The sequence below is a fragment of the Roseovarius atlanticus genome, assembly GCF_019802205.1.
Taxonomy (GTDB): Bacteria; Pseudomonadota; Alphaproteobacteria; order Rhodobacterales; family Rhodobacteraceae; genus Roseovarius; species Roseovarius atlanticus_A.
Window position 1 is genome coordinate 1,757,644 of the sequence record NZ_JAHVHQ010000003.1, and the last position, 18,886, is coordinate 1,776,529.

The window sequence follows — 18,886 nt, forward strand, 5'->3', positions numbered from 1 at the left end:
GGAAAAATTGCCGCGCCTGGCCACGCTTCAGCGCTTGAAACAGGATAGCGAACTGCATAATATGACGAAAAGGACAAATAATGTCGACGAATGGACAGAGAACTCTGCAACAGGTCGAGCGGGCGGATCGCCCGCTGGTCGGCTATGCGGAATATCTGCAACCAGGGTTCTTCAAGGGCTTCCATTCCCACCCGAGGGCGCAGGTCATGCACCCCCTGTCCGGGGTCATGCGGGTGGTCATCGACACGGCAACCTTCGTCGTGATGCCCAGCACAGCGTTGTTCGTACCCGCCAGGGTGGACCACAGTATCGAGGTTGAGGGCACGGTCGAGATGCGCACCCTCTTCCTGACCCATGGCGTATCGGGCCGCATCGGCGAGACCGCCCGGGTGATTACCGTCAGCCCCCTCTTGCAGCAGTTGATCATCGCCGCGAGTTCCGAACCGCTCGACTGGGAACTTTCCGGGCGCGGCCACCACATCGCCGAGCTCGCGTTGGACGAGATCGGCAGCGCAGCGGATCTGAAACTGATGATCCGGCTGCCGAAAAGCCCACTCGCCCAGGACGCAGCGCGGCTCGTCCTCGACGAGGCGGAAGGCACGCACAGCATCGAAGACCTCGCCGAGCGGCTTCACGTCTCCTCCCGAACCCTCACGCGATTGTTCCAGAAGGAAACCGGCCTCAGCCTGGCGCAATGGCGCCAGCAGGTACGCCTCACGCGCGCGCTGGAGGCGCTCGTGCGTGGCGCCACACCGAAAGAGGCCGCACATCTGGGAGGCTACAAGAGCGTTTCGGCCTTCGGCGTCGCACTGCGGACCGGCTTCGGCCTCACCCCCGGCGCGGCGCGCAAACTCTATGAGAACAGCGGCGATCGATTTGTCTCCGATCTCGGCTGAAACGGTGCCGAACTTGTCCGTTTCGCGACAAGAACGGTCATTTTACCGGCAGACAGGTCATTGCATAAATCCGGCTGAACCAAATTTCAGACCGGACAGTAAGCAACATGGACCTGAACACATGGGCGGGGGCCCGACAGCCAGAAAGAACCGTCCTAGAAGGGCGCTTTACCCGCCTGGAACCTCTCGACGCGGCGACACATGGCGAGGCGCTTTTCAACGCCGTTTCAGGGCCAGACGCCGAAAGGCTGCACAGGTGGCTGGCGGATCCGGTGCCCGAAGATTTGCCCGGCTTCCTGGAACGAACCGACGCAATGGCGCGGTCGCCGGACCCGATGTTCTTCGCCGTCATCGATCGCTCCACGGGACACGTGGAAGGCCGCCAGAGCCTGATGGACATCGACACGGCGCATGGCCGCGCGGAAATCGGGCATATCCTCTGGGGGCCGCGCATTTCCAGAAGCCCGGTCACGACCGAAGCCTTCTTCCTGCTCACCGACCACGCCTTCAATCTGGGCTTTCGTCGCTGGCAGTGGCGCTGCCACGCGTCGAACGCGCTCTCGCGCAAGGCTGCGGCGCGTTTTGGGTTCATCTTCGAAGGCATATTCCGCAACCACATGGTCGTGAAGGGGCAAAACCGGGATACCGCCTGGCATTCGATCCTTGACCGCGAATGGCCGCACCTTCGGACCGGGTTTCTTGGCTGGCTCGCCCCATCGAACTTCGACGCCCAAGGGCAACAGCGCGCTCCGCTCTCGGCATTCCTGTCTGCATCATCGGACACATAAGGAGAGCGAAACGGATTGCGGTTCGGTTCTTCGATCACTGGTGACCGGGGCCAGAGTGCTCCTGAAGGGGTGACAGCGATGTTGCTTCGATTTCTGTTCAATCCTAGGCGTTTTCAAACCTTGTCACTCTGTAGCGCATCGGTTGCCCCTGCCGCAGACGCTGCAAGTTGTCCCGCACAAGCGCGGCCGCCGTATAGGGATCGGTATGGGCGGCCACGTGCGGCGTCACCTTTACCTTCGGGTGGCTCCAGAATGGATGCTCGCGCGGCAGCGGCTCTGCATCGAATGCATCCAGGAAGGCGCCGCGCAGGTAACCCCTGTCCAACAGGTCAAGCAGCGCAGTATCGTCGACATGGGCACCGCGTCCGACATTGATGACACAGGCCCCGCGCGGCAGCTTGGCAAGTGTCTGCTGGTTGAGGATACGCCTTGTGGCCCCGGTCAACGGCAGAAGGTTCACCAGGATTTCGGAGCCACCCAGGAAGGTTTCGAGGTCTTCCTCGACATAACTGCGAATTCCTTCGAAGCTCCTTGCCCGCCGGCTCCACACCTGCACATCAAATCCTTGGGACTTGAGGACGCGCGCCGCTCCGCCGCCCAATTCTCCGGCCCCGAGAATTCCGATTGTTCGATCACTGGTGCGCACTGCGGGTGTCTGCGCCCAGACCTTCTCCTCCTGTGCCGCTTCGAAGTGGTCCAGGTCCCGGTGATAATAAAGCGCGCATGTCAGCACGAATTCCGACATCATGCGTTCGAGGTTCGGGTCGACGACCCGCGCCAGCGGCATGTCGTCGGGCAAGCCGGGGTCGCGGAACAGGTGATCGACCCCTGCACCAAGCGATATGATGCCCCGAAGGTTGGGAAACCGGCTGTAAAAGCCAAGCGGCGCTTTCCAGACGAGGGCAAGTTCCACCTCGTCCGGGTCGCCGAAATCGGGCCAGACCCGGAAATCCAGATCGGGAATGACCTCCTCAAGCGCTTTTTTCCAAATGTCAGGGTCAGACCATTCGCTAATGAAAAGGATCGTCGTCATGCCGTCGTCCCCAGGCGCTGCATGTACCATTCCGGGTGTTCGAGCGGGTAAAAACCGGCTTTCTCGTAAACGCCGTGGGCGTCTTCCGTCGCCAGCATCCAGCTTGGCACCGTGGACAGCCGCGGATGCGCCAGCGCGGCGCGGGTGATCTGCACGCCAAGGCCACGTCCCCGGTGCGCTTCGTCGATGAAGACATCGCGCAGATAGGCAAAGAGCGCATAGTCGGTCACGATACGCGCAAATCCAACCTGGCCGCCCGCGCCGTCGTAGACTCCAAGCGACAGGGAGTGCCTCAACGCCGCTTCGATCAACGACCAGTCCACGCCCTTTGACCAATAGGCGCGTTTGGTCAGGAACTCCCGGATATAGGGAAGGTCGAGCCTGGAAGGGTCCGAGCTGATCAGGTAGGCGCCATGGCGCTGTTCAAAATGTGGGCCATCGGATTGTGAATCATGCGACATGTCAGGTTTTCCGTCTCTGTTCGATGTGGGATGAAAGGAAGCTGAGAAAGGCGCCGATATCGTCGGCGGTGTTGAAGTAGTGAAGGCCGATCCGCGCCACGCTGGCCCGTGACAGTCGGCCAAGATCGTATTGCGCATCCTCGATCCGGGAGCGGCCGATGTTGAAGCCCGCCTGCCCTGCCGCGGCGACGATCTGTTCGGCTTCGGTGCCCTCGACCGAAAAGCTCACGATGCCCGACAAGTCCGCGCCCGTGTCATGCACGGAAACGCCAGGCAGTCCGGCAAGCCCGCGGCGGGCGATTGCGGCCAGGTCCGCGCATCGCGTTCCGATCCTCGCGACGCCCCAGTCCATCGCATGGCGCGCGGCCGCACCAAGCCCCAGAACCGATGCGACGGATCTTTCCCAACGTTCAAATCGCGCGGCATCGTCGCGCGGCCGGTATTGCCGGGGCGCGATCCAATCTGCGGAACGGATATCAAGGGCCATGGGGGCAAGGCGGTCCCGTGCCTTCTGCCCGACATAGGCAAAGCCGGTCCCGCGCGGCCCGCGCAAGAACTTTCGCCCCGCAGCCGTCAGCATGTCGCAGCCGATGTCGCCGACATCGATCGGCAGCTGACCGACCGATTGACAGGCATCCAGCAGGAAAAGACAGTCGCGGTGCCGCGTCAGCCTGCCAAGGTCCTGGACCGGAAAGACCGTTCCGGTGTTCGTCGGGATGTGCGCGATGGCCAGCAACCGGGTCCGGTCCGTCATCATCTCCTCGAGGCGGGCCACATCCCCTTCGGCCGTACCGGACCCGGGCAACACGTCGATATGGATGTCGTACCGCTCCCCAAGGCGAAGCAGCGTCATGATGTTCGAGGCGTATTCCGATTGCGTGACCAGAACGCGATCCCCGGGCCGGAACGGCACCGACAGCACGAGCGACTGCCAGGCACTGGTCGCGCTGTCGAAGATCGCGATGTCTTCCTCGGCCCCGCCCACAAGTCTGGCGAGGTCGCGATAGACCTGCCCGATCTCGTCGGACCGAAGCGCCGCGGCTTCATAGCCGCCCAGACGCGCTTCGAGCCGAAGGTGGTCGATGACAGTATCGACGACCACGCCGGGCATGGCCCCCGTGCCGCAGCTGTTCATATGCGTGCGGTCGGCCAGCACCGCTGTCTCGGCACGCGCCCTGGCGATCTCTGCCGCCGTCCAGGCAGAGCCTCGAGGCAGCTCAGGCATCGGCAGGTTCGGAGGGCGCATCCGCCGGCCGCCTCCAGTCCCGCGTGAGCGCTTCGGCGGAAATCTTGCCATCCGCCAGGTCCGCCGCCAGCGCATCCTGCGCCCGAAGCGCGGGATCGCCATAGCCGCCACCGCCCGCCGTCTGGACGATGATCCGATCCCCGGCGGCAACCGTGGTTACCATCTTCGACGGGATGTCGACTTTGGAGCCGTCCTTGCGCAGGATTTCCGAACGTGCCGGCTGACCGTCGCCACCGCCCCGGAACCCCTTTGCGGGGAAGAAGTGTCTTTCGCCGCGATGCGTGAACGACGCGCTGCCTTCGAGAACAAGGTATTCCCGCCTGACCCCCAGCCCGCCGCGATATTGCCCGATGCCGCCGGTGTTGGGGGCAAGCTCAAACCGCCGGACCAGTAACGGCGCGTCGAATTCAAGCGTTTCGACGGGATTGTTCATGCAGTTGGTATTGTCGGTGTCGATCACGTCGATCCCGTCCAGCCCGCTGCCCGCGCCACCGCCACCAACGATGAGTTCGCCGGTGATGTAGCGCTGCCCTCCGTCCCGAGTTCCGCCGAAAATCAGCACCAGAAGCTGGCTTGCCGCGTCGGCCGGAATGTCATCAGGCAGCGCCTGCCGCAGGGCGCCGAGCATGCACACCGCGATCCGTTTCAGGGCCGCTGTGCGGGAATTGACCGGGGCGGGTTCAAGCGGGTTGACCAGGGAGCCCTCGGGAAAATGGATCGTGACGCCGCGGAAACATCCGCCATTGGTCGGAATATGCGCGCCCGAGGCCGCCCGGACCGCGAAATAGACCGGCGCCGTCGCGGCTGCCGGAACGCAGTTGATCGGCCCCGCGACCTGTGGGTTTGTTCCGGTGAAATCCACATCTATCAGGCCGTCCCGTACCGTGACCGCCACCGCGACCTTGACAGGTTGATCCAGATTGACGCCATCGTTGTCGATGGTTTCCTCGTAGCGGTAGGTCCCGTCGGGAACACGTCGCAACGCTTCGCGGGTCATCTGCTCGGACCGATCCAGGATCGACGCGAAGCAGTGTTGCAGGAACGTCCCGCCATAGAGATCGGCCATTTCCTGGATTCGCCGGATGCCGACGACGCAGGACGCGTATTGGGCATTCAGGTCGCCCAGCAGCATGTCCGGGAAGCGCACGTTCTTCCTGAGAAGCGCAAGAAAGGTCTGGTCTTCGCCGGCCGCGGTCCGGTAGCGCAGGGGCGGGATGCGAAACCCTTCCTGGAACAATTCCGTCGCGGTCGTGGGCAAAGACCCCGGGACCATGCCGCCGAGATCCTGATGATGCGAAATCGTCGCGCTCAGAGCGATGACCCGGCCATCGTGGAAAATGGGAACCATCATTCCGATGTCGGGAATATGCGTGCCGCCCATGTAGGGGTCGTTCAGGATGAAGGCATCGCCCGGCGACATGCGGTCCAGAGGAAAGGTCTTGAGAAACTGGCGCACGATCGGCACCAGCGCGGAAAGATGCCCCGGCACCGACATGGCCTGCGACAGGACTTCGCCCTCGATGGTGAAAAGACTGGCGGCGGCGTCGAACCCTTCCTTGACCATCGGGGAAAAGGAACTGCGGATCAGCTTGATCCCCATTTCGTCCGCAATGCCTTCAAGCTTGTTGCGGATAACCTCGACCGTCACGGGATCGAGGTCGTCTTGAACGGACATGTTCATTTCGTCACTCCGGTATCTGGATTGCACGTCAGGACAAGAGAGCCCTCGTCACCGATCCGGCCGGTCCAGCCCTGGTCAATCAGCAAGGTCGTGTCCGGCTGCTCGACAATTGCCGGCCCCCGGATTTCCGTGGACGGGCAAAGCGATGCACGTTGAAAGATGGCCGCGTCGACCCGCCCTGCACCCGGCAGGACAATCGACCGCGTCTCGCTGCCCTGATCGCCCGCCGTCGCCGGGAACGACGCCCCCATATCACTGCGTTCGGCCAGGTAACTGTGGACCGATTTCAGCTGCACCAGCCGCACCGGGCCATCGGTGCTTTGGCCGAACACGCGGTCGTGCAGATCGTAGAACGCCTCGGGCAGCGATCGCAGCCCGGCATCCGTCGCGGTGAACGGCACCTCAAGGTCAAAGGACTGCCCCTCGTAGCAGACGTCGGCGAAATGGCGGACCTTGGCCTTGCCCTCGGGAACGCCGTCCTTGGCCATGGCGACGGCGCATTCAGCGTCGAGGTTGGTCAGACTTTCCAGCACCTGGTTCAGCGTGGTGTCCGCGAAGGACCAATGCACCGAGCGCTTGGCCTCGTGTTCGACGGGGGCCGACAGCAACCCTTCTGCGGCCATGACGCCGGGCCGGGACGGCACCAGAATCGTCCGGATGCCAAGGTCCCTTGCCAGCTGACAGACGTGCAACGCACCGCCGCCGCCCATCGGGATGAGCGAAAAGCCACGCGGATCGAAGCCCTGCTTGATCGACACGAAGCGGATCCCCTCGGCCATCTGGCTGTTGACGACGCGGTGGATGCCAAGGGCCGCCGCTTCGACGCTGGTGCCCATCGGGTCGGCGATCCGGGTCTTTATGACCTCATAGGAAAGCTCGGGCTTCAGGGTCATGTTGCCGCCGGCGAAGCGCGATGGCTCCAGGTACCCCAGCACAACCGATGCGTCGGTGACCGTCGGCTCCTGACCGCCACGCGCGTAACAAGCCGGCCCCGGATCGGCCCCGGCGGAATGAGGCCCGATCCGAAGCGCGCCCGAACTGTCCAGCCAGGCGATGCTGCCGCCCCCTGCCCCGATCGCATTCACATCGACCATGGACACCCGGACGGGATAGCCGTCGACCGTGCCTTCGTTGCGTATCACCGCCCTGCCCTTGTGGATCAGCGCGATGTCGCTGGATGTCCCGCCGACATCAACGGTGATGATATCGCCGCGCCCGCTGTCGCTACTGATCTTTTCGCCGGATATCACGCCGCCCGCAGGGCCCGACAGGACGAGCTTTACAGGCTTCTGCCGCGCCAACTCGGCAGAGCACAGGCCCCCGCGGGACTGGATTACCTGAAACGGGCCATCGATCCCGTGCGCGACAAGGTTATGCTCGAGCTTTTCGAGGTAATCGGACACGACCGGCTTTACATAGGCATCGAACACGGTGACCACCGTGCGTTCGTATTCGCGTATGGCCGGGTCGATCTCGCAGGACAACGAGACATGGAGCTCGGGAAACGCCGCCTTGATGATCGCGCGGGCGCGCAGTTCATGCGCAGGATTCAGGAAAGCGAACAGGAAGCAGACGGCAATCGAGCGCACACCATCGGCCACGAGGTCTTTTGCGGCTTCCAGCACCGCGTCTTCGTCCAGTGGCACCAGCACCTCGCCCGAGGCCAGCAGGCGTTCCGGGACGTCCTTGCGCCGCGCGCGCGGGACAAGGAATGCGGGCGCCACGGGCTGGATCCGCAGATCGTACATGTCCCGCCGCATCTGGCGGCCGATTTCCAGCACATCCCGGAACCCGTCGGTGGTGATCAGGCCGACACGGGCACCGCGTCTTTCGATGATTGCGTTCGTCGCGACGGTCGTGCCGTGCACGACCCGTTCGATATCGTCGAGGCTGACGCCCCAGGCGCGCGCATTCTTCAAGATTCCGTCGATGACGGCCCTGCCCGGATCGGCCGGTGTGCTGCGTTCCTTGGCGATCCGGACCGTCCCGTCCGGGAACCGGAAGACGATATCGGTGAATGTGCCCCCGGTATCGACGCCAACTTCGATACCGGACCCGGGCTTGATGTGCTTCATTTTCGTGCCTGTGCAATGGATTGATCGTTAGGGGGCGCTCCATCCGCGTCGACCAGATGGCAGGCGACCCGTCGTTCCGCGCCGACCTGGCGGAGCTGCGGACGCTCTGCCCGGCATTGCGCCGTGGCATAGGGGCACCGCGGATGGAAATGACAGCCGCTGGGTGGCGAGATCGGAGAAGGAATTTCGCCCTGGATCGGCGTGGCGGTCACGGCGCGCCGGTCCAGCCGCGGCACCGATGCCAGCAGCGCCTGCGTGTAGGGATGGGCCGGCGCCTGGAACAGGTCCTTGGTCGGCGCCGTTTCGACGATCCGGCCCAGGTACATGATCGCGATGCGATGGCTCAGCCGTTCGACCACGGGAAGGTCATGGCTGATGAACAGGTAGCTCAGGTTGTTCTGCTCCTGCAGATCCGCAAAAAGGTTCAGGACCTGGGCCTGGATCGACACGTCCAGTGCGGCGACAGCTTCGTCGCAGACGATCAGCTGGGGATTGACCGCCAGTGCCCGCGCGATGCCGACACGCTGGCATTGACCGCCCGACATTTCGCGCGGACGGCGGTTGGCCAAGCCATCGGCAAGCCCGACCCGCGCCATGAGTTCGGCGACAAAGCCTTTTTCTTCCTGCGGCAGCAGCCCGTGCACCCGTGCCGGTTCCGCAAGGATTTCCGCCACCGTCTGCCGTGGATTCAAGGACGCGACGGGATTCTGGAAAATCATCTGCGTTGCAAGCAATTCCCTGGCCGACACCCGTGTCTCGGACGGATACCGGACAGAGCCGTCAAAACTGACCGACCCGGATGTCGGCTTTTCAAGACCGACGACGATACGGCCGAGCGTGGTCTTGCCACTGCCCGACTCGCCGACCAGGGCCACGACCTCTTTGCGCCTGATCGTCAGGTCGACACCGTCCAGTGCGCTGACCGATCGGCGCCGGCCAAGCCCCAGGGCGCCGGATCGTCCCAGCGGATAGGTCTTGCGCAGATCTGCAATCTCGAGAAGCGGCGCACCCTTTGTCATGTCGAAGCTCTCCTGGCGGTCTCGGGCAGTCCGGACTGGGGATGATTGCACCTGACCGCATGACCGTCGGGCGACGCCCGCAGGGATGGGAATGTCGCGCAGGCCGCGGTGGCATGGTCGCACCGCGGGGCGAAGCGGCATCCCGGAACCTCGAAGGCCGATGCCACCGAGCCGCGGATCTGCCGCAGCCGCTTTTGGCCGCTGTTCCGGCTGGGCACGGATGACAGAAGCCCCAGGGTGTAGGGATGCGCCGGATCGTCGAGGATCTGGTCGGTCTGCCCGAGCTCGACGATCGAACCCGCGTACATCACCGCAATCTTGTCGGCCAGTTCCGCGACCACGGCCAGGTCGTGACTGACCCAGATCAACGCCGTTCCGCTGGCTTTGCAAAGGTCGCGCATCTCCAGAAGGATCTGCGACTGGGTCGTCACGTCCAGCGCCGTGGTCGGTTCGTCCGCGATGATCACCTTCGGTCTGTTCAGCAGGGCTATGGCAATCGCCACACGCTGCCGCATGCCCCCGGACAGCTGGTGCGGATAGGCTTTCAGACGGTCCCGGGGCGACGGAATGCCAACGCGTTTCAACGCCGCTTCCGCTTCGTCCATCGCGGCTTTCCGCCCGATGCGGCGATGGGCAAAGATGCTGTCGACCATCTGTTCGCCGATACGCAGCAAAGGATGCAGTGACGTCATCGGATCCTGAAAGATCATCGCCACCTCCGCCCCGCGTATCCGCCGCATGGACCGCTCGTCGAGGGTCGCGATCTCGCGGCCATCCAGCAGGATACTGCCGCGGGTCACGCGTCCCGGCGGGCCGATCAATCCCATGATCGACAGGCCGGTGACCGATTTTCCGCTGCCGGACTCACCCACGATCCCGAGGATCTCACCGGGGGCGACAGCAAAGCTGACATCCTCTACCGCGCTGTGATCCATCCCAAAGTCGGTCCGCAGGCCTTTGACCTGCAAGGCCGGTGTCGCAGGCACCCGGTGCATGTCCGCCGTCATCGGCTTTCTCCCACATCGTTCATCTGTCGCAGCCGTTCCCCGATGAGGTTGACGCTGATGAGAAGCACCAGAAGCACGAGGCCGGGATAAAGGCTCAGCCAGTATTCATTGGTCAGCATGAAACCGTAGCCATTGGCGATCAGCAGCCCGAGAGACGGCTGCGTGATCGGCAGGCCGACCCCCAGGAAACTCAACGTCGCCTCCAGCGCGATCGCACTGGCCATTTCGACCACGACCACCACCATCAGCGGGGCCGAGGAGTTCGGCAGCAGATGCCGCCACATCACCCGCAAGGCAGGGAAGCGCAGGACCTTCGTTGCCTCGACGTATTCCTTGTTCTTCTCGATCATCGCGCTGCCGCGTACGACGCGGGCATAATAGGCCCATTGAACCGCCGCGATTGCGATGATGACCTTGTCAAGCCCAGTGCCGAGCACCGCGAGCAGGACAAGCGCGATGAGAATGCCAGGGAAGGCGAATTGCAGATCCACCATCCGCATCAGGATGGCATCCACAACGCCGCCAAACTGCGCCGCCAGCAATCCCGCGATCGCTCCGATGACCAGCGCAAAGGCCGTGGCGACGATGGCAACCGTCAGGCTGATGCGCAGCCCGTAAAGGATGGCGCTGACAAGGTCCCTGCCCTGATCGTCGGTGCCAAGCCAGAACACCTGGCCATCGCCGCCCACGGACCCCGGCGGCAAACGGGAATCGAGAATGCTCAGCTGACCAAGGTCATATGGGTTCTGGCCTGCGAAAAGCGGCGCGAAAACCGCGGCCAGCAAGGCAAGCGTGAAGATGGCGAGCCCGGCGGTCCCGGACAGGCTATTGAGGTATTTCCGTGCGAAACGCCGCATTGGATCACTTAGCCTCCGCAATTGAGAGCCTGGGATCGATGAGCACGCAAAGGATATCGACCAGCAGGTTGATGACGGTGAAAAGAAGGACCGTGAAAAGAAGGTAGGCGACAATGACCGGCCTATCCGACGTCTGGATCGACTCGATGATCAGCTTGCCGATGCCAGGCCAGGCAAAGACCTTTTCCGTCACGACGCCGAAGGCCAGCAGGACGCCAAACAAGATGCCCATCACCGTTGCAATCGGGATCAGGACGCTTTTCAGCAGGTAGACCCGTATGATCCGCGACGGAGAGAGCCCCTTGGCACGGGCGAAGAGAATGTAATTCTCGCGCAGGTTCTCCTGAATGCCGGCCCGGGTAAGCCGGGTCACCATCGCCATGGGAAAGAGCGCCAGGTTCAGCGCGGGAAGCGCGAGGTGGTGCAGCCCGTCCAGCGTGAAGAGGCTGGAGCGGATCCCCAGAAATGTCCCCACCTCGCCGCGCCCTCCGGTGGGGAACCAGCCGGTTTCGATCGAGAAGACCACGATCAGCATCAGGGCCACCCAGAACGTCGGAAGGCTGATGCCCACGATCGACAGCCCGCCGATCATCCGACCCGGAACCGAATCTGGCCGGTAGCCGGCAATCAAACCGGCCGGGATACCGACCCCCACGGCGATGAGCATCGCAACGGTGGTCAGCTCAAGTGTGGCGGGAAACCGTTCGAAGATCAGGTCGAAGGCCGGACGGGCAGAGTTGTACGATAGGCCCAGGTCCCCCTGAAGCGTCCCCTGCAGGAACCGCAGGTATTGGATGTGCAGCGGCTGATCGAGGCCAAGGTCCTTTATGGCCTGATCGATCACCGCGGGAGGTGAGGCTGGATTGACAAGTGTCGCGACGGGGTTTCCAAGCGCGTAGACGGCCAGAAACACCAGGACGGACATGACGGCAAGCACAAGCATTCCTTGCACAACCCGGCGCATTGCAAAGGTAATCATCGGAAGCTCCTAGAATCCGATCGACACCAGGGTGCCGACCGAATGTTGGGCAATCAGTCGGATACGGGGATTGCCGAGTTCGCGATCGTGCGTTCACTGGCCCAGGGGCGGTAGCTGAGACCGGACCGCGTGGCGACGATCACGCTTTGGTAGTGAAGCGGAATCACCGCGTAATCCTCCATCACGATTTCCATCGCTTCCGACAGGATGCGGTGGCGCTCGGGAATATCCGTCTCGACCATCGCGTCTTCGATCAGCGCGTCGGCCTTCGGGTTGGAATAGTGACCCAGGTTCCAAATCCCCAATCCGCGTTCGGGATCGTAGCTGTGAATGCCCTGCGGCAGCGCATCAGCCTCGCCAGAGGTCGAGCTGCCCCACCCCAGCATCAACAGGCTGAAGCGTTCGCCTTCATGATCCGCCGCGCGCGGGAAGAAAACGCTTCGGGGCATCGTCTGCACGTCCACGTCGAGCCCAAGCCGAGACAGCATTTGCCCAAGGGCCTGGCAAACGCGCGCATCGTTCACGTAGCGGTCGTTGGTACAGTGAAGCGTCACCGCGAACCCCTCTGCATAGCCCGCGTCTGCCAGCAGCTGGCGCGCCCGGTCCACGTCGGTCGACGGAACGGGAATACCGGGATTGAACCCGCCGAACCCTTCCGGCGTCAATTGCCCCGCCGGGAACGCGAGCCCATCCATCACCCGGTCGACAATGGCGCCGCGATCAATCGAAATGGTCAGGGCCTCGCGAACCCGGGGATCCTTGAACGGGTTCTCTGCAAGCTCCGATCCATCCTTTGCGTGGACAAAGGGGGTGGAGTCGCGTTCGGTGTCCATGATCAGATAGATCACCCGGTCCGACGGCGCCGTAATGACATTGGTTGCGTCGCTGTCGCGCAGGCGCTGGACGAAGCTGGGCGGCACATAGTCGATCAGATCGACGTCACCGCCAAGCAGGGCCGCCACGCGGGCCGCATCGTCGGGGATGAACCTGAAGGTCACGCGATCCCATTCTGCGGGCGCGCCCGCGTAACTGTCATTCCGGCTCAGGACCAGGTTGTCGCCGGCCTGGTAGCTTTCGAACCGATAGGGTCCCGACCCGACGATGACAGACCCGGCATTGAAATCCTCCGTCGTCGCGGTTTCGGCGATCTCTGCGGGGATGATCTGCACCTGGGCCACCCGGTAGGGTATGATCGGGTCCGGCTTTTCGGTCGTGACCGACACTGTCAGGTCGTCCACGGCCCTGACCGCCTTCACGCCGGTCAAGGCGCCTGAATAGGGATTGGCTGCGTTGGGCAAGGTCAGCGCGCGATCGAACGAGGCCACGACATCCGCAGAGGTCAGTTCCGAGCCGTCGTGAAACGTCACGTCCGGGCGCAGGTGGAAGTGCCATTCGGTGTCCGAAACCGTCTTCCACTCATCCGCCAGACCGGGAATCAGCTGCGCATTCTCATCGGTGTGGACAAGGGCGCCGTAGATTTGAACGTAGTAGGATGTGTTTGCATCGCTCCAGCTGAAATGCGGGTCCATCACGATCTCGGTGCGAGCGCCGATCGTCAGGTCCTCGGCGAAGATCGGCGTGGCAATCAGCGCGGACGCGCACATCATGGCCATTCTAAGTGTTTGTTTCATTTGCATCCCTTGCTGGTTTTCTCTTGGATTTTTGTTCTTGAATCGGACGGGGCCTCAGGCGGACTTCAGGCTCTGGATTTGCCGGGCCAGAGCTTCGCCCAGAAGCTGGATATGCCGCGGCACGGCGTCTCCGCTCGGTTCGGAATACCCCGACAGCGCCGAACCGCGCAGGACCGAGAGGGCGAACTGCAAGGTGTCCGACGCCCCCTCGCCCTTTAGGTCGAAAATGCGAAACCAACCGGCTTCCAGCGTCTTCAGCGAGGCCTGTCTATGCAGGATCACGCGTTCATGCAGATCCTTGTCGCTGCGGCTTCCGACGATGATTTCGACCACGGCCACATATCTTTCGTGGCCGTAGTAGGTGGTCCAAAGCGCCTCGACGACCCGGGCGCATTCCTCTGCAAGCGGCAGCGAGTCCGCGACCGGCGAGATCTCTTCGAGCTGTTCGAAAATTTCGTTGAAGAGCTTGTCGAGCGCGGCGAAAATCAGTTCGTCTTTCGAACCGAAATGATGCTGCATCGCCCCGGTCGTGATCCCCGCCCGGCGGCCGATCGCTGTCATTGTCGTTCGCGCGTAGCCGGCATCGAACAGGCTGCCGATAACCGCCTCGACAAGAGCGTTTCGCGTCGCCTCGCTTCTCGCTTCGTTGGTCCGGCGCGTGGGGGCGGGCTTTTTTTCCACGGGAATGGTCACTTCAATAACTCCAGTTCAGGGCGGAAACGTCCGCTTTCCATATGGCGGCAGGGAATGTGCGGAACGCACCCATCAGGCAACCCCCACCGCAGACGCTTCGATCCGGCAATCCGGGTGCCACAGCTTCGCCGACACCAGCGTCCGTACAGGCCGTGACCGCCCGGACAGCCAGCGATCCCAGACCTCGTTCAGATGCGGCACATCTTCGACATCGCGCAAATAGACCGTGACACTCAGCAGCCTGCCCCCGCTGCCACCCGCCTGTGCAAGGCAGTCATCCACGGCCCGCATGACGTCATGCGCCTGGTCCGCGAAACCCCTCGACAGGTCCTTCGAAACCTGCCCCGCAACAAAGATGAGACCTTCGTGTCGCAGGACCTGCGCATAGCGCGCATTTACGTTTTCCGGTCGGGTCATTCCGCCTCCTGACGTCTCCAACGCTCGCAGCGAAGCATCGGTGATACTCGGTTGACAAAAAACATAATGATAATAATGTTTCTGTCAACTCCGTTTCTCACCGCCTGACAGGAAGACCCGCACGATGCGCCAAGACACCGATGAAGCACTTGAAATACTTGAAAAACTCGTCGCCTTCGACACGACGAGCACGCGCAGCAACCTGGATCTGATCGCTTTTATCGAAACCTGTTTGTCACAGCGCGGCATCCGATCCCACCGAGTCGGGAACGCAGACCAGACCAAGGCCAACCTGTGGGCCAGGATCGGCCCCGACACATCCGGCGGCCTCTTGTTGTCCGGCCACACGGATGTCGTTCCCGCGCCGCGAGAGACCTGGCGCCAAGATCCCTGGACGCTGAAAGAGGCCGACGGAAAGGTCTTTGGACGCGGGACCTGCGACATGAAGGGGTTCATCGCCTGTTGTCTGCACTTCGCGCGGCATGTCGACCCCGCCACCCTCGCCGAGCCGATCTACCTGGCGCTGTCCTATGATGAAGAGGTCGGCTGCCTGGGCGTCCCTTCCCTCATCCAGGCGATGAAGACCGCCGGTGCAAGACCGCGCGTGGTCATCGTGGGCGAACCGACCGAAATGGCCGTCGTGAACGCCCACAAGGCAACCTTCGGCGTCAGAACCGTCGTGCACGGAAAGGCGGCCCATTCCGCGCATCCCGGCCTGGGCGCAAGCGCAACTGTCGCGGCCGCCGAAATCGCAATGTTCCTCGCCGGACAAGCGGGCGAGATGCAGCAGAGCAGCCCCCAGTCGCCCCGTTTCGATCCGCCTTTCGCGACCCTGAACGTCGGCATCCTTTCCGGCGGTGAGGCGCGCAATATCGTCGCCCCCAGGGCAGAGGTGCAGTGGGATTGCCGGCTGTTGCCCGGACAGGACCCCGATGAACCGCTTGCACGGTTGCAGCATTTCGTCGACCACGACCTGACTGCACGTCCCGGTCCGGTGCAGGCGCTGCGCGTCGAAACGGAAAGGCTGAACTTCATGCCGGCGCTTGGCCCGGAACCCGACGGGCAAGCCGAGTACCACGCGCTGGCCGCGTCGCAGACATCGGCCTCCCGCGCAGAATCCTACGGCACCGAAGCAGGCTTTTTCCAGCAGGCAGGATGGTCGACCGTCGTCTGCGGACCGGGGTCCATCCGGCAAGCGCACACCGCCAACGAGTATATCGAGATCGACCAGATCGACCGCTGCCTGGCATTTCTCGACCGGCTGGTCGCGACTTTCGGCGCCCGATCGCTGACCGTGTCCGGAGCCGGGCAATGAAGATCAACGGTCCCATCACCCCGCAACGCTCCGCCTGGCGTCTCACCGCGGTCCCTGCCCCGCACTGCCCTGTGTTCGGCCGCGATGTCACCGCGGACGTCGCGATCATCGGCGGCGGATATGCCGGTTTGAACGCGGCCATCCGCTGTAACGAGCTGGGCCTGAAGGCCGTTGTGCTGGAGGCCGAAGACCCGGGGTTCGGCGGGTCCGGCCGGAACGGGGGCCAGGTCATTCCCGGCCTGAAATTCGATCCGAACACATTGCTTGAGATGTTTGGAGAAAAACACGGCCGACCGCTGATCGATTTTGCCGGAAACGCCCCCGACCGCACCTTCGACACCATCAGACGGTATGGCATGCAATGCGATGCCGAGCAGAATGGCTGGCTCCAGCCCGCGACAAATCAGGCGACGGCAGGCAAGATCCTGAAGCGGGCCGCAGCCTGGCGCGATATGTGCGACGTTCCGGTCCAACTGCTCGACGCTCAGATGACCTTTGCCGCGACGGGAACGCGCTTGTTCTCCAGCGCCTGGATTGATCCCCGCGGCGGGCAGTTGCAGCCGCTCAGCTACTCGCGCGAACTGGCGCGGGTCGCGATGGACGGAGGCTCCGAGGTTTTCCAGCACTCCCCCGCCAGCAAGATTTCACGCACAGGGGACACGTGGACGGTCAGCTGCAATGGCCACGATCTGAAGGCAAGCGCGGTCCTGGTGTGCACGAATGGCTATTCCGGCGGGCTGATCCGGGGTCTGGCCGAAAGCCTCGTACCCGCCTCCAGCATCATCTGTGCGACGCCCCCCCTTCCCGACGACCTGCGGCGGACCATCCTGCCGTCCGGCCTGCCCCTTTCCGACGCCAGGCGATTGCTGACCTACCTGCGTTTTGATCCGGCCGGACGCCTGCTGATCGGCGCGCGCGGGTCTTTCAACCTGAAGGAGCCGGAGAGCTATTTCCGTCGCCTGCGGCGCGCAGCGGTTGCCATGTTTCCCCAGTTGGGCGGCATCGCGTGGGAAGCGGCCTGGGGTGGCCGCTTCGCCCTGACCGCCGATCAGATACCACATGTGCACAATCCCGAGCCCGGGCTTTATGCCGCCGTCGGATGCAACGGGCGCGGCATCGCCATGCTGTCTCAGATGGGGCGGCTTCTGTCGGACCTTGCCAACGGCATGGCCGCCGAAGACGCCCCCATCCCGCTCGGCAAAGTGAAGCCCATTCCCTTCCACAGGTTCCGCCGCTTCGGCCTCGAGGCCGTCACCCTTTGGTACCGCGCGCTCGATCAGACAGGCAGATAATGCAATGACCGGAAAAACCCCTCCTGCCGACGGCACTGCGCCGCCGGATATCGCCGCTGCCCTGAAAGCCCTGCAAGACGCATTGCCCGGGGACGCTCTGGTGACGGACCCCGACGAATGCGCGAGGGCCGCGCAGGGTGCGCGCTACGGGGACGGCAAGGCCGCGTTCATGGTCCGTCCGGCAACGACGGCGCAGCTTGTTTCGGCAACCAGGATATGTCGCGCGCATGCCGTGCCTGTCTTGCCGCAAGGGGCGAACACCGGCCTCGTCGGCGATTCCACCCCCGACGCGAGTGGCACTCAAGCCATCGTGTCGCTTGAGCGTCTCACCGAAGTGTTCCGCGTGGATCTTCCCAATCGGTCCGTGACCGTCAGTGCGGGCTTCCGCCTGTCAGAGCTCAACCGGCGCCTCGAACCGCACGGATTGACCTTTCCGATAGATCTGGGCGCCGACCCTTCCGTCGGGGGCATGATTGCGACCAACACGGGTGGATCGCGCTTTATCCGCTACGGCGATGTCCGGGCAAACCTGTTGGCGCTGAAGCTGCTTCCCGTCAACGGGCAATCGGACCTGCTGGAATTGTCGTCGGCTGTGCGAAAGGACAATTCCGGGCTCGCGCTGAAGCATCTCGTCGCCGGCAGCGGCCACCGGCTTGGCATTATCACCGAAGCGACCCTCAATCTGGACTACCTGCCCTCGCAGTCCGCCACGGCAATGATCGCGCCTGCGGCAGAGGAGACATTGATCGACCTCGTGGGCGCGCTGGAGCGCAGGTACGGCCACCTGCTCACTGCGGTCGAGGCGATCTCAGCCCCTGCCTTCGCGTTCGCGAAGTCGCATCTTCCCGAACTGGCCTCGCCCTTCCACCCCGAGGCCTTCCCACCTCTTGCGCTTCTGGTCGAACTGTCGTCGTCCCTTGGCGCCGAGGATCTGAACCTTCAGTCCTGCCTGGAGACAGGTCTCGCTGACATGTATGAAAAAGGCCTGATAGAGAATGGCGTCATGGGCCGCGGAAACGACTTCTGGGCCGTTCGTCACGCCCTGACCGAGGGCGCTCGTGCGGCAGGCTACGTGATCGGCTTCGACATATCGGTCCCGCGCGGCGCGATCACCGAATTTCGCCGTCGTGCCAAAGGTTTCGTAGAGCAAGGATTGCCCGGCGCAATCGTTGCAGATTTCGGCCACATCGGCGATGGCGGACTGCATTTCAATGTCGTCTGCCCCTTCGAGAGACCGGCAGAGCGCGATCAAGAGACCATCAAGAGCTTAAGACGTGAAATATACGATCTGGTGGTGTTGGAGTTTCACGGAAGCTTTTCCGCTGAACACGGTATCGGACCAAGCAATATGGAATACTTTCATTCCTACAAAGCCGAGCCCGTCAAGCGGCTGGAAGACGACATTACGCGTCTGTTTTCGCAAGAGTACCCGTTCGCATGAAGATGCAGCAATGACGCGCCATGACAGTGCCCAGCTCACCCTGTGAAATCCTTGA

At 63.1% G+C, this 18,886-nt stretch carries 17 protein-coding genes; 5 read left to right on the forward strand and 12 right to left on the reverse strand.

Annotation, left to right across the window (positions count from 1 at the left end):
• Window positions 1-80: 80 nt before the first annotated feature.
• Entirely contained in the window at window positions 81-896 is an 816-nt protein-coding gene (locus tag KUV49_RS14495; protein WP_222450565.1) for a helix-turn-helix transcriptional regulator, read from the forward strand.
• A gap of 107 nt (window positions 897-1,003) precedes the next feature.
• Complete coding sequence (locus KUV49_RS14500) at window positions 1,004-1,684, forward strand: GNAT family N-acetyltransferase (RefSeq protein WP_222450566.1); 681 nt, start codon at window positions 1,004-1,006, stop codon at window positions 1,682-1,684.
• A 103-nt stretch (window positions 1,685-1,787) separates the two neighbouring features.
• Here KUV49_RS14500 and KUV49_RS14505 read toward each other — a convergent pair whose 3' ends face one another.
• The 12 genes from KUV49_RS14505 to KUV49_RS14560 form a co-directional block, all read right to left on the reverse strand.
• Window positions 1,788-2,717 carry a 2-hydroxyacid dehydrogenase gene (locus KUV49_RS14505; protein ID WP_222450567.1) on the reverse strand — a complete coding sequence of 310 codons (930 nt, stop codon included), beginning with the start codon at window positions 2,715-2,717 and terminating at the stop codon, window positions 1,788-1,790.
• Window positions 2,714-3,178, reverse strand: coding sequence for a GNAT family N-acetyltransferase (locus KUV49_RS14510; RefSeq protein WP_222450568.1), 465 nt, complete (start codon window positions 3,176-3,178; stop codon window positions 2,714-2,716). The genes KUV49_RS14505 and KUV49_RS14510 overlap by 4 nt, the downstream gene beginning before the upstream one ends.
• A gap of 1 nt (window position 3,179) precedes the next feature.
• Window positions 3,180-4,403, reverse strand: coding sequence for an aminotransferase class V-fold PLP-dependent enzyme (locus tag KUV49_RS14515; RefSeq protein ID WP_222450569.1), 1,224 nt, complete (start codon window positions 4,401-4,403; stop codon window positions 3,180-3,182).
• Complete coding sequence (locus KUV49_RS14520) at window positions 4,396-6,105, reverse strand: hydantoinase B/oxoprolinase family protein (RefSeq protein ID WP_222545608.1); 1,710 nt, start codon at window positions 6,103-6,105, stop codon at window positions 4,396-4,398. The genes KUV49_RS14515 and KUV49_RS14520 overlap by 8 nt, the downstream gene beginning before the upstream one ends.
• Window positions 6,102-8,180, reverse strand: coding sequence for a hydantoinase/oxoprolinase family protein (locus KUV49_RS14525; protein ID WP_222450571.1), 2,079 nt, complete (start codon window positions 8,178-8,180; stop codon window positions 6,102-6,104). The genes KUV49_RS14520 and KUV49_RS14525 overlap by 4 nt, the downstream gene beginning before the upstream one ends.
• Window positions 8,177-9,199 carry an ABC transporter ATP-binding protein gene (locus KUV49_RS14530; protein WP_222450572.1) on the reverse strand — a complete coding sequence of 341 codons (1,023 nt, stop codon included), beginning with the start codon at window positions 9,197-9,199 and terminating at the stop codon, window positions 8,177-8,179. The genes KUV49_RS14525 and KUV49_RS14530 overlap by 4 nt, the downstream gene beginning before the upstream one ends.
• Window positions 9,196-10,206, reverse strand: a complete 1,011-nt coding sequence (locus KUV49_RS14535) for an ABC transporter ATP-binding protein (RefSeq protein ID WP_222450573.1) — start codon at window positions 10,204-10,206, stop codon at window positions 9,196-9,198. Before KUV49_RS14535 ends, KUV49_RS14530 begins: the two co-directional genes overlap by 4 nt.
• Window positions 10,203-11,063, reverse strand: a complete 861-nt coding sequence (locus KUV49_RS14540; protein ID WP_222450574.1) for an ABC transporter permease — start codon at window positions 11,061-11,063, stop codon at window positions 10,203-10,205. The genes KUV49_RS14535 and KUV49_RS14540 overlap by 4 nt, the downstream gene beginning before the upstream one ends.
• Window positions 11,064-11,067: 4 nt before the next feature.
• Entirely contained in the window at window positions 11,068-12,042 is a 975-nt protein-coding gene (locus KUV49_RS14545; protein WP_222450575.1) for an ABC transporter permease, read from the reverse strand.
• Window positions 12,043-12,095: 53 nt separating this feature from the next.
• The gene (locus KUV49_RS14550) at window positions 12,096-13,673 is read right to left on the reverse strand and encodes an ABC transporter substrate-binding protein (RefSeq protein WP_222450576.1); all 1,578 of its coding nucleotides are present in this window, start codon (window positions 13,671-13,673) and stop codon (window positions 12,096-12,098) included.
• Window positions 13,674-13,727: 54 nt separating this feature from the next.
• The gene (locus KUV49_RS14555; protein WP_222545609.1) at window positions 13,728-14,366 is read right to left on the reverse strand and encodes a TetR/AcrR family transcriptional regulator; all 639 of its coding nucleotides are present in this window, start codon (window positions 14,364-14,366) and stop codon (window positions 13,728-13,730) included.
• Between the two features lie 72 nt (window positions 14,367-14,438).
• Window positions 14,439-14,783 (reverse strand): Rid family hydrolase, encoded by a 345-nt coding sequence (locus KUV49_RS14560; RefSeq protein WP_222450578.1) that lies wholly within the window; start codon window positions 14,781-14,783, stop codon window positions 14,439-14,441.
• 124 nt (window positions 14,784-14,907) lie between these two features.
• On the opposite strand from KUV49_RS14560, the gene argE reads away from it, so the two are divergent.
• From argE to KUV49_RS14570, 3 genes are read left to right on the forward strand one after another with little or no spacing between them, the layout of a single operon-like run.
• Window positions 14,908-16,098, forward strand: a complete 1,191-nt coding sequence (argE, locus tag KUV49_RS21550) for an acetylornithine deacetylase (RefSeq protein ID WP_261391220.1) — start codon at window positions 14,908-14,910, stop codon at window positions 16,096-16,098.
• Window positions 16,095-17,390, forward strand: a complete 1,296-nt coding sequence (locus KUV49_RS14565) for an NAD(P)/FAD-dependent oxidoreductase (protein ID WP_261391350.1) — start codon at window positions 16,095-16,097, stop codon at window positions 17,388-17,390. Before argE ends, KUV49_RS14565 begins: the two co-directional genes overlap by 4 nt.
• Window positions 17,391-17,394: 4 nt before the next feature.
• Complete coding sequence (locus KUV49_RS14570) at window positions 17,395-18,831, forward strand: FAD-binding oxidoreductase (protein ID WP_222450580.1); 1,437 nt, start codon at window positions 17,395-17,397, stop codon at window positions 18,829-18,831.
• Window positions 18,832-18,886: the final 55 nt, after the last annotated feature.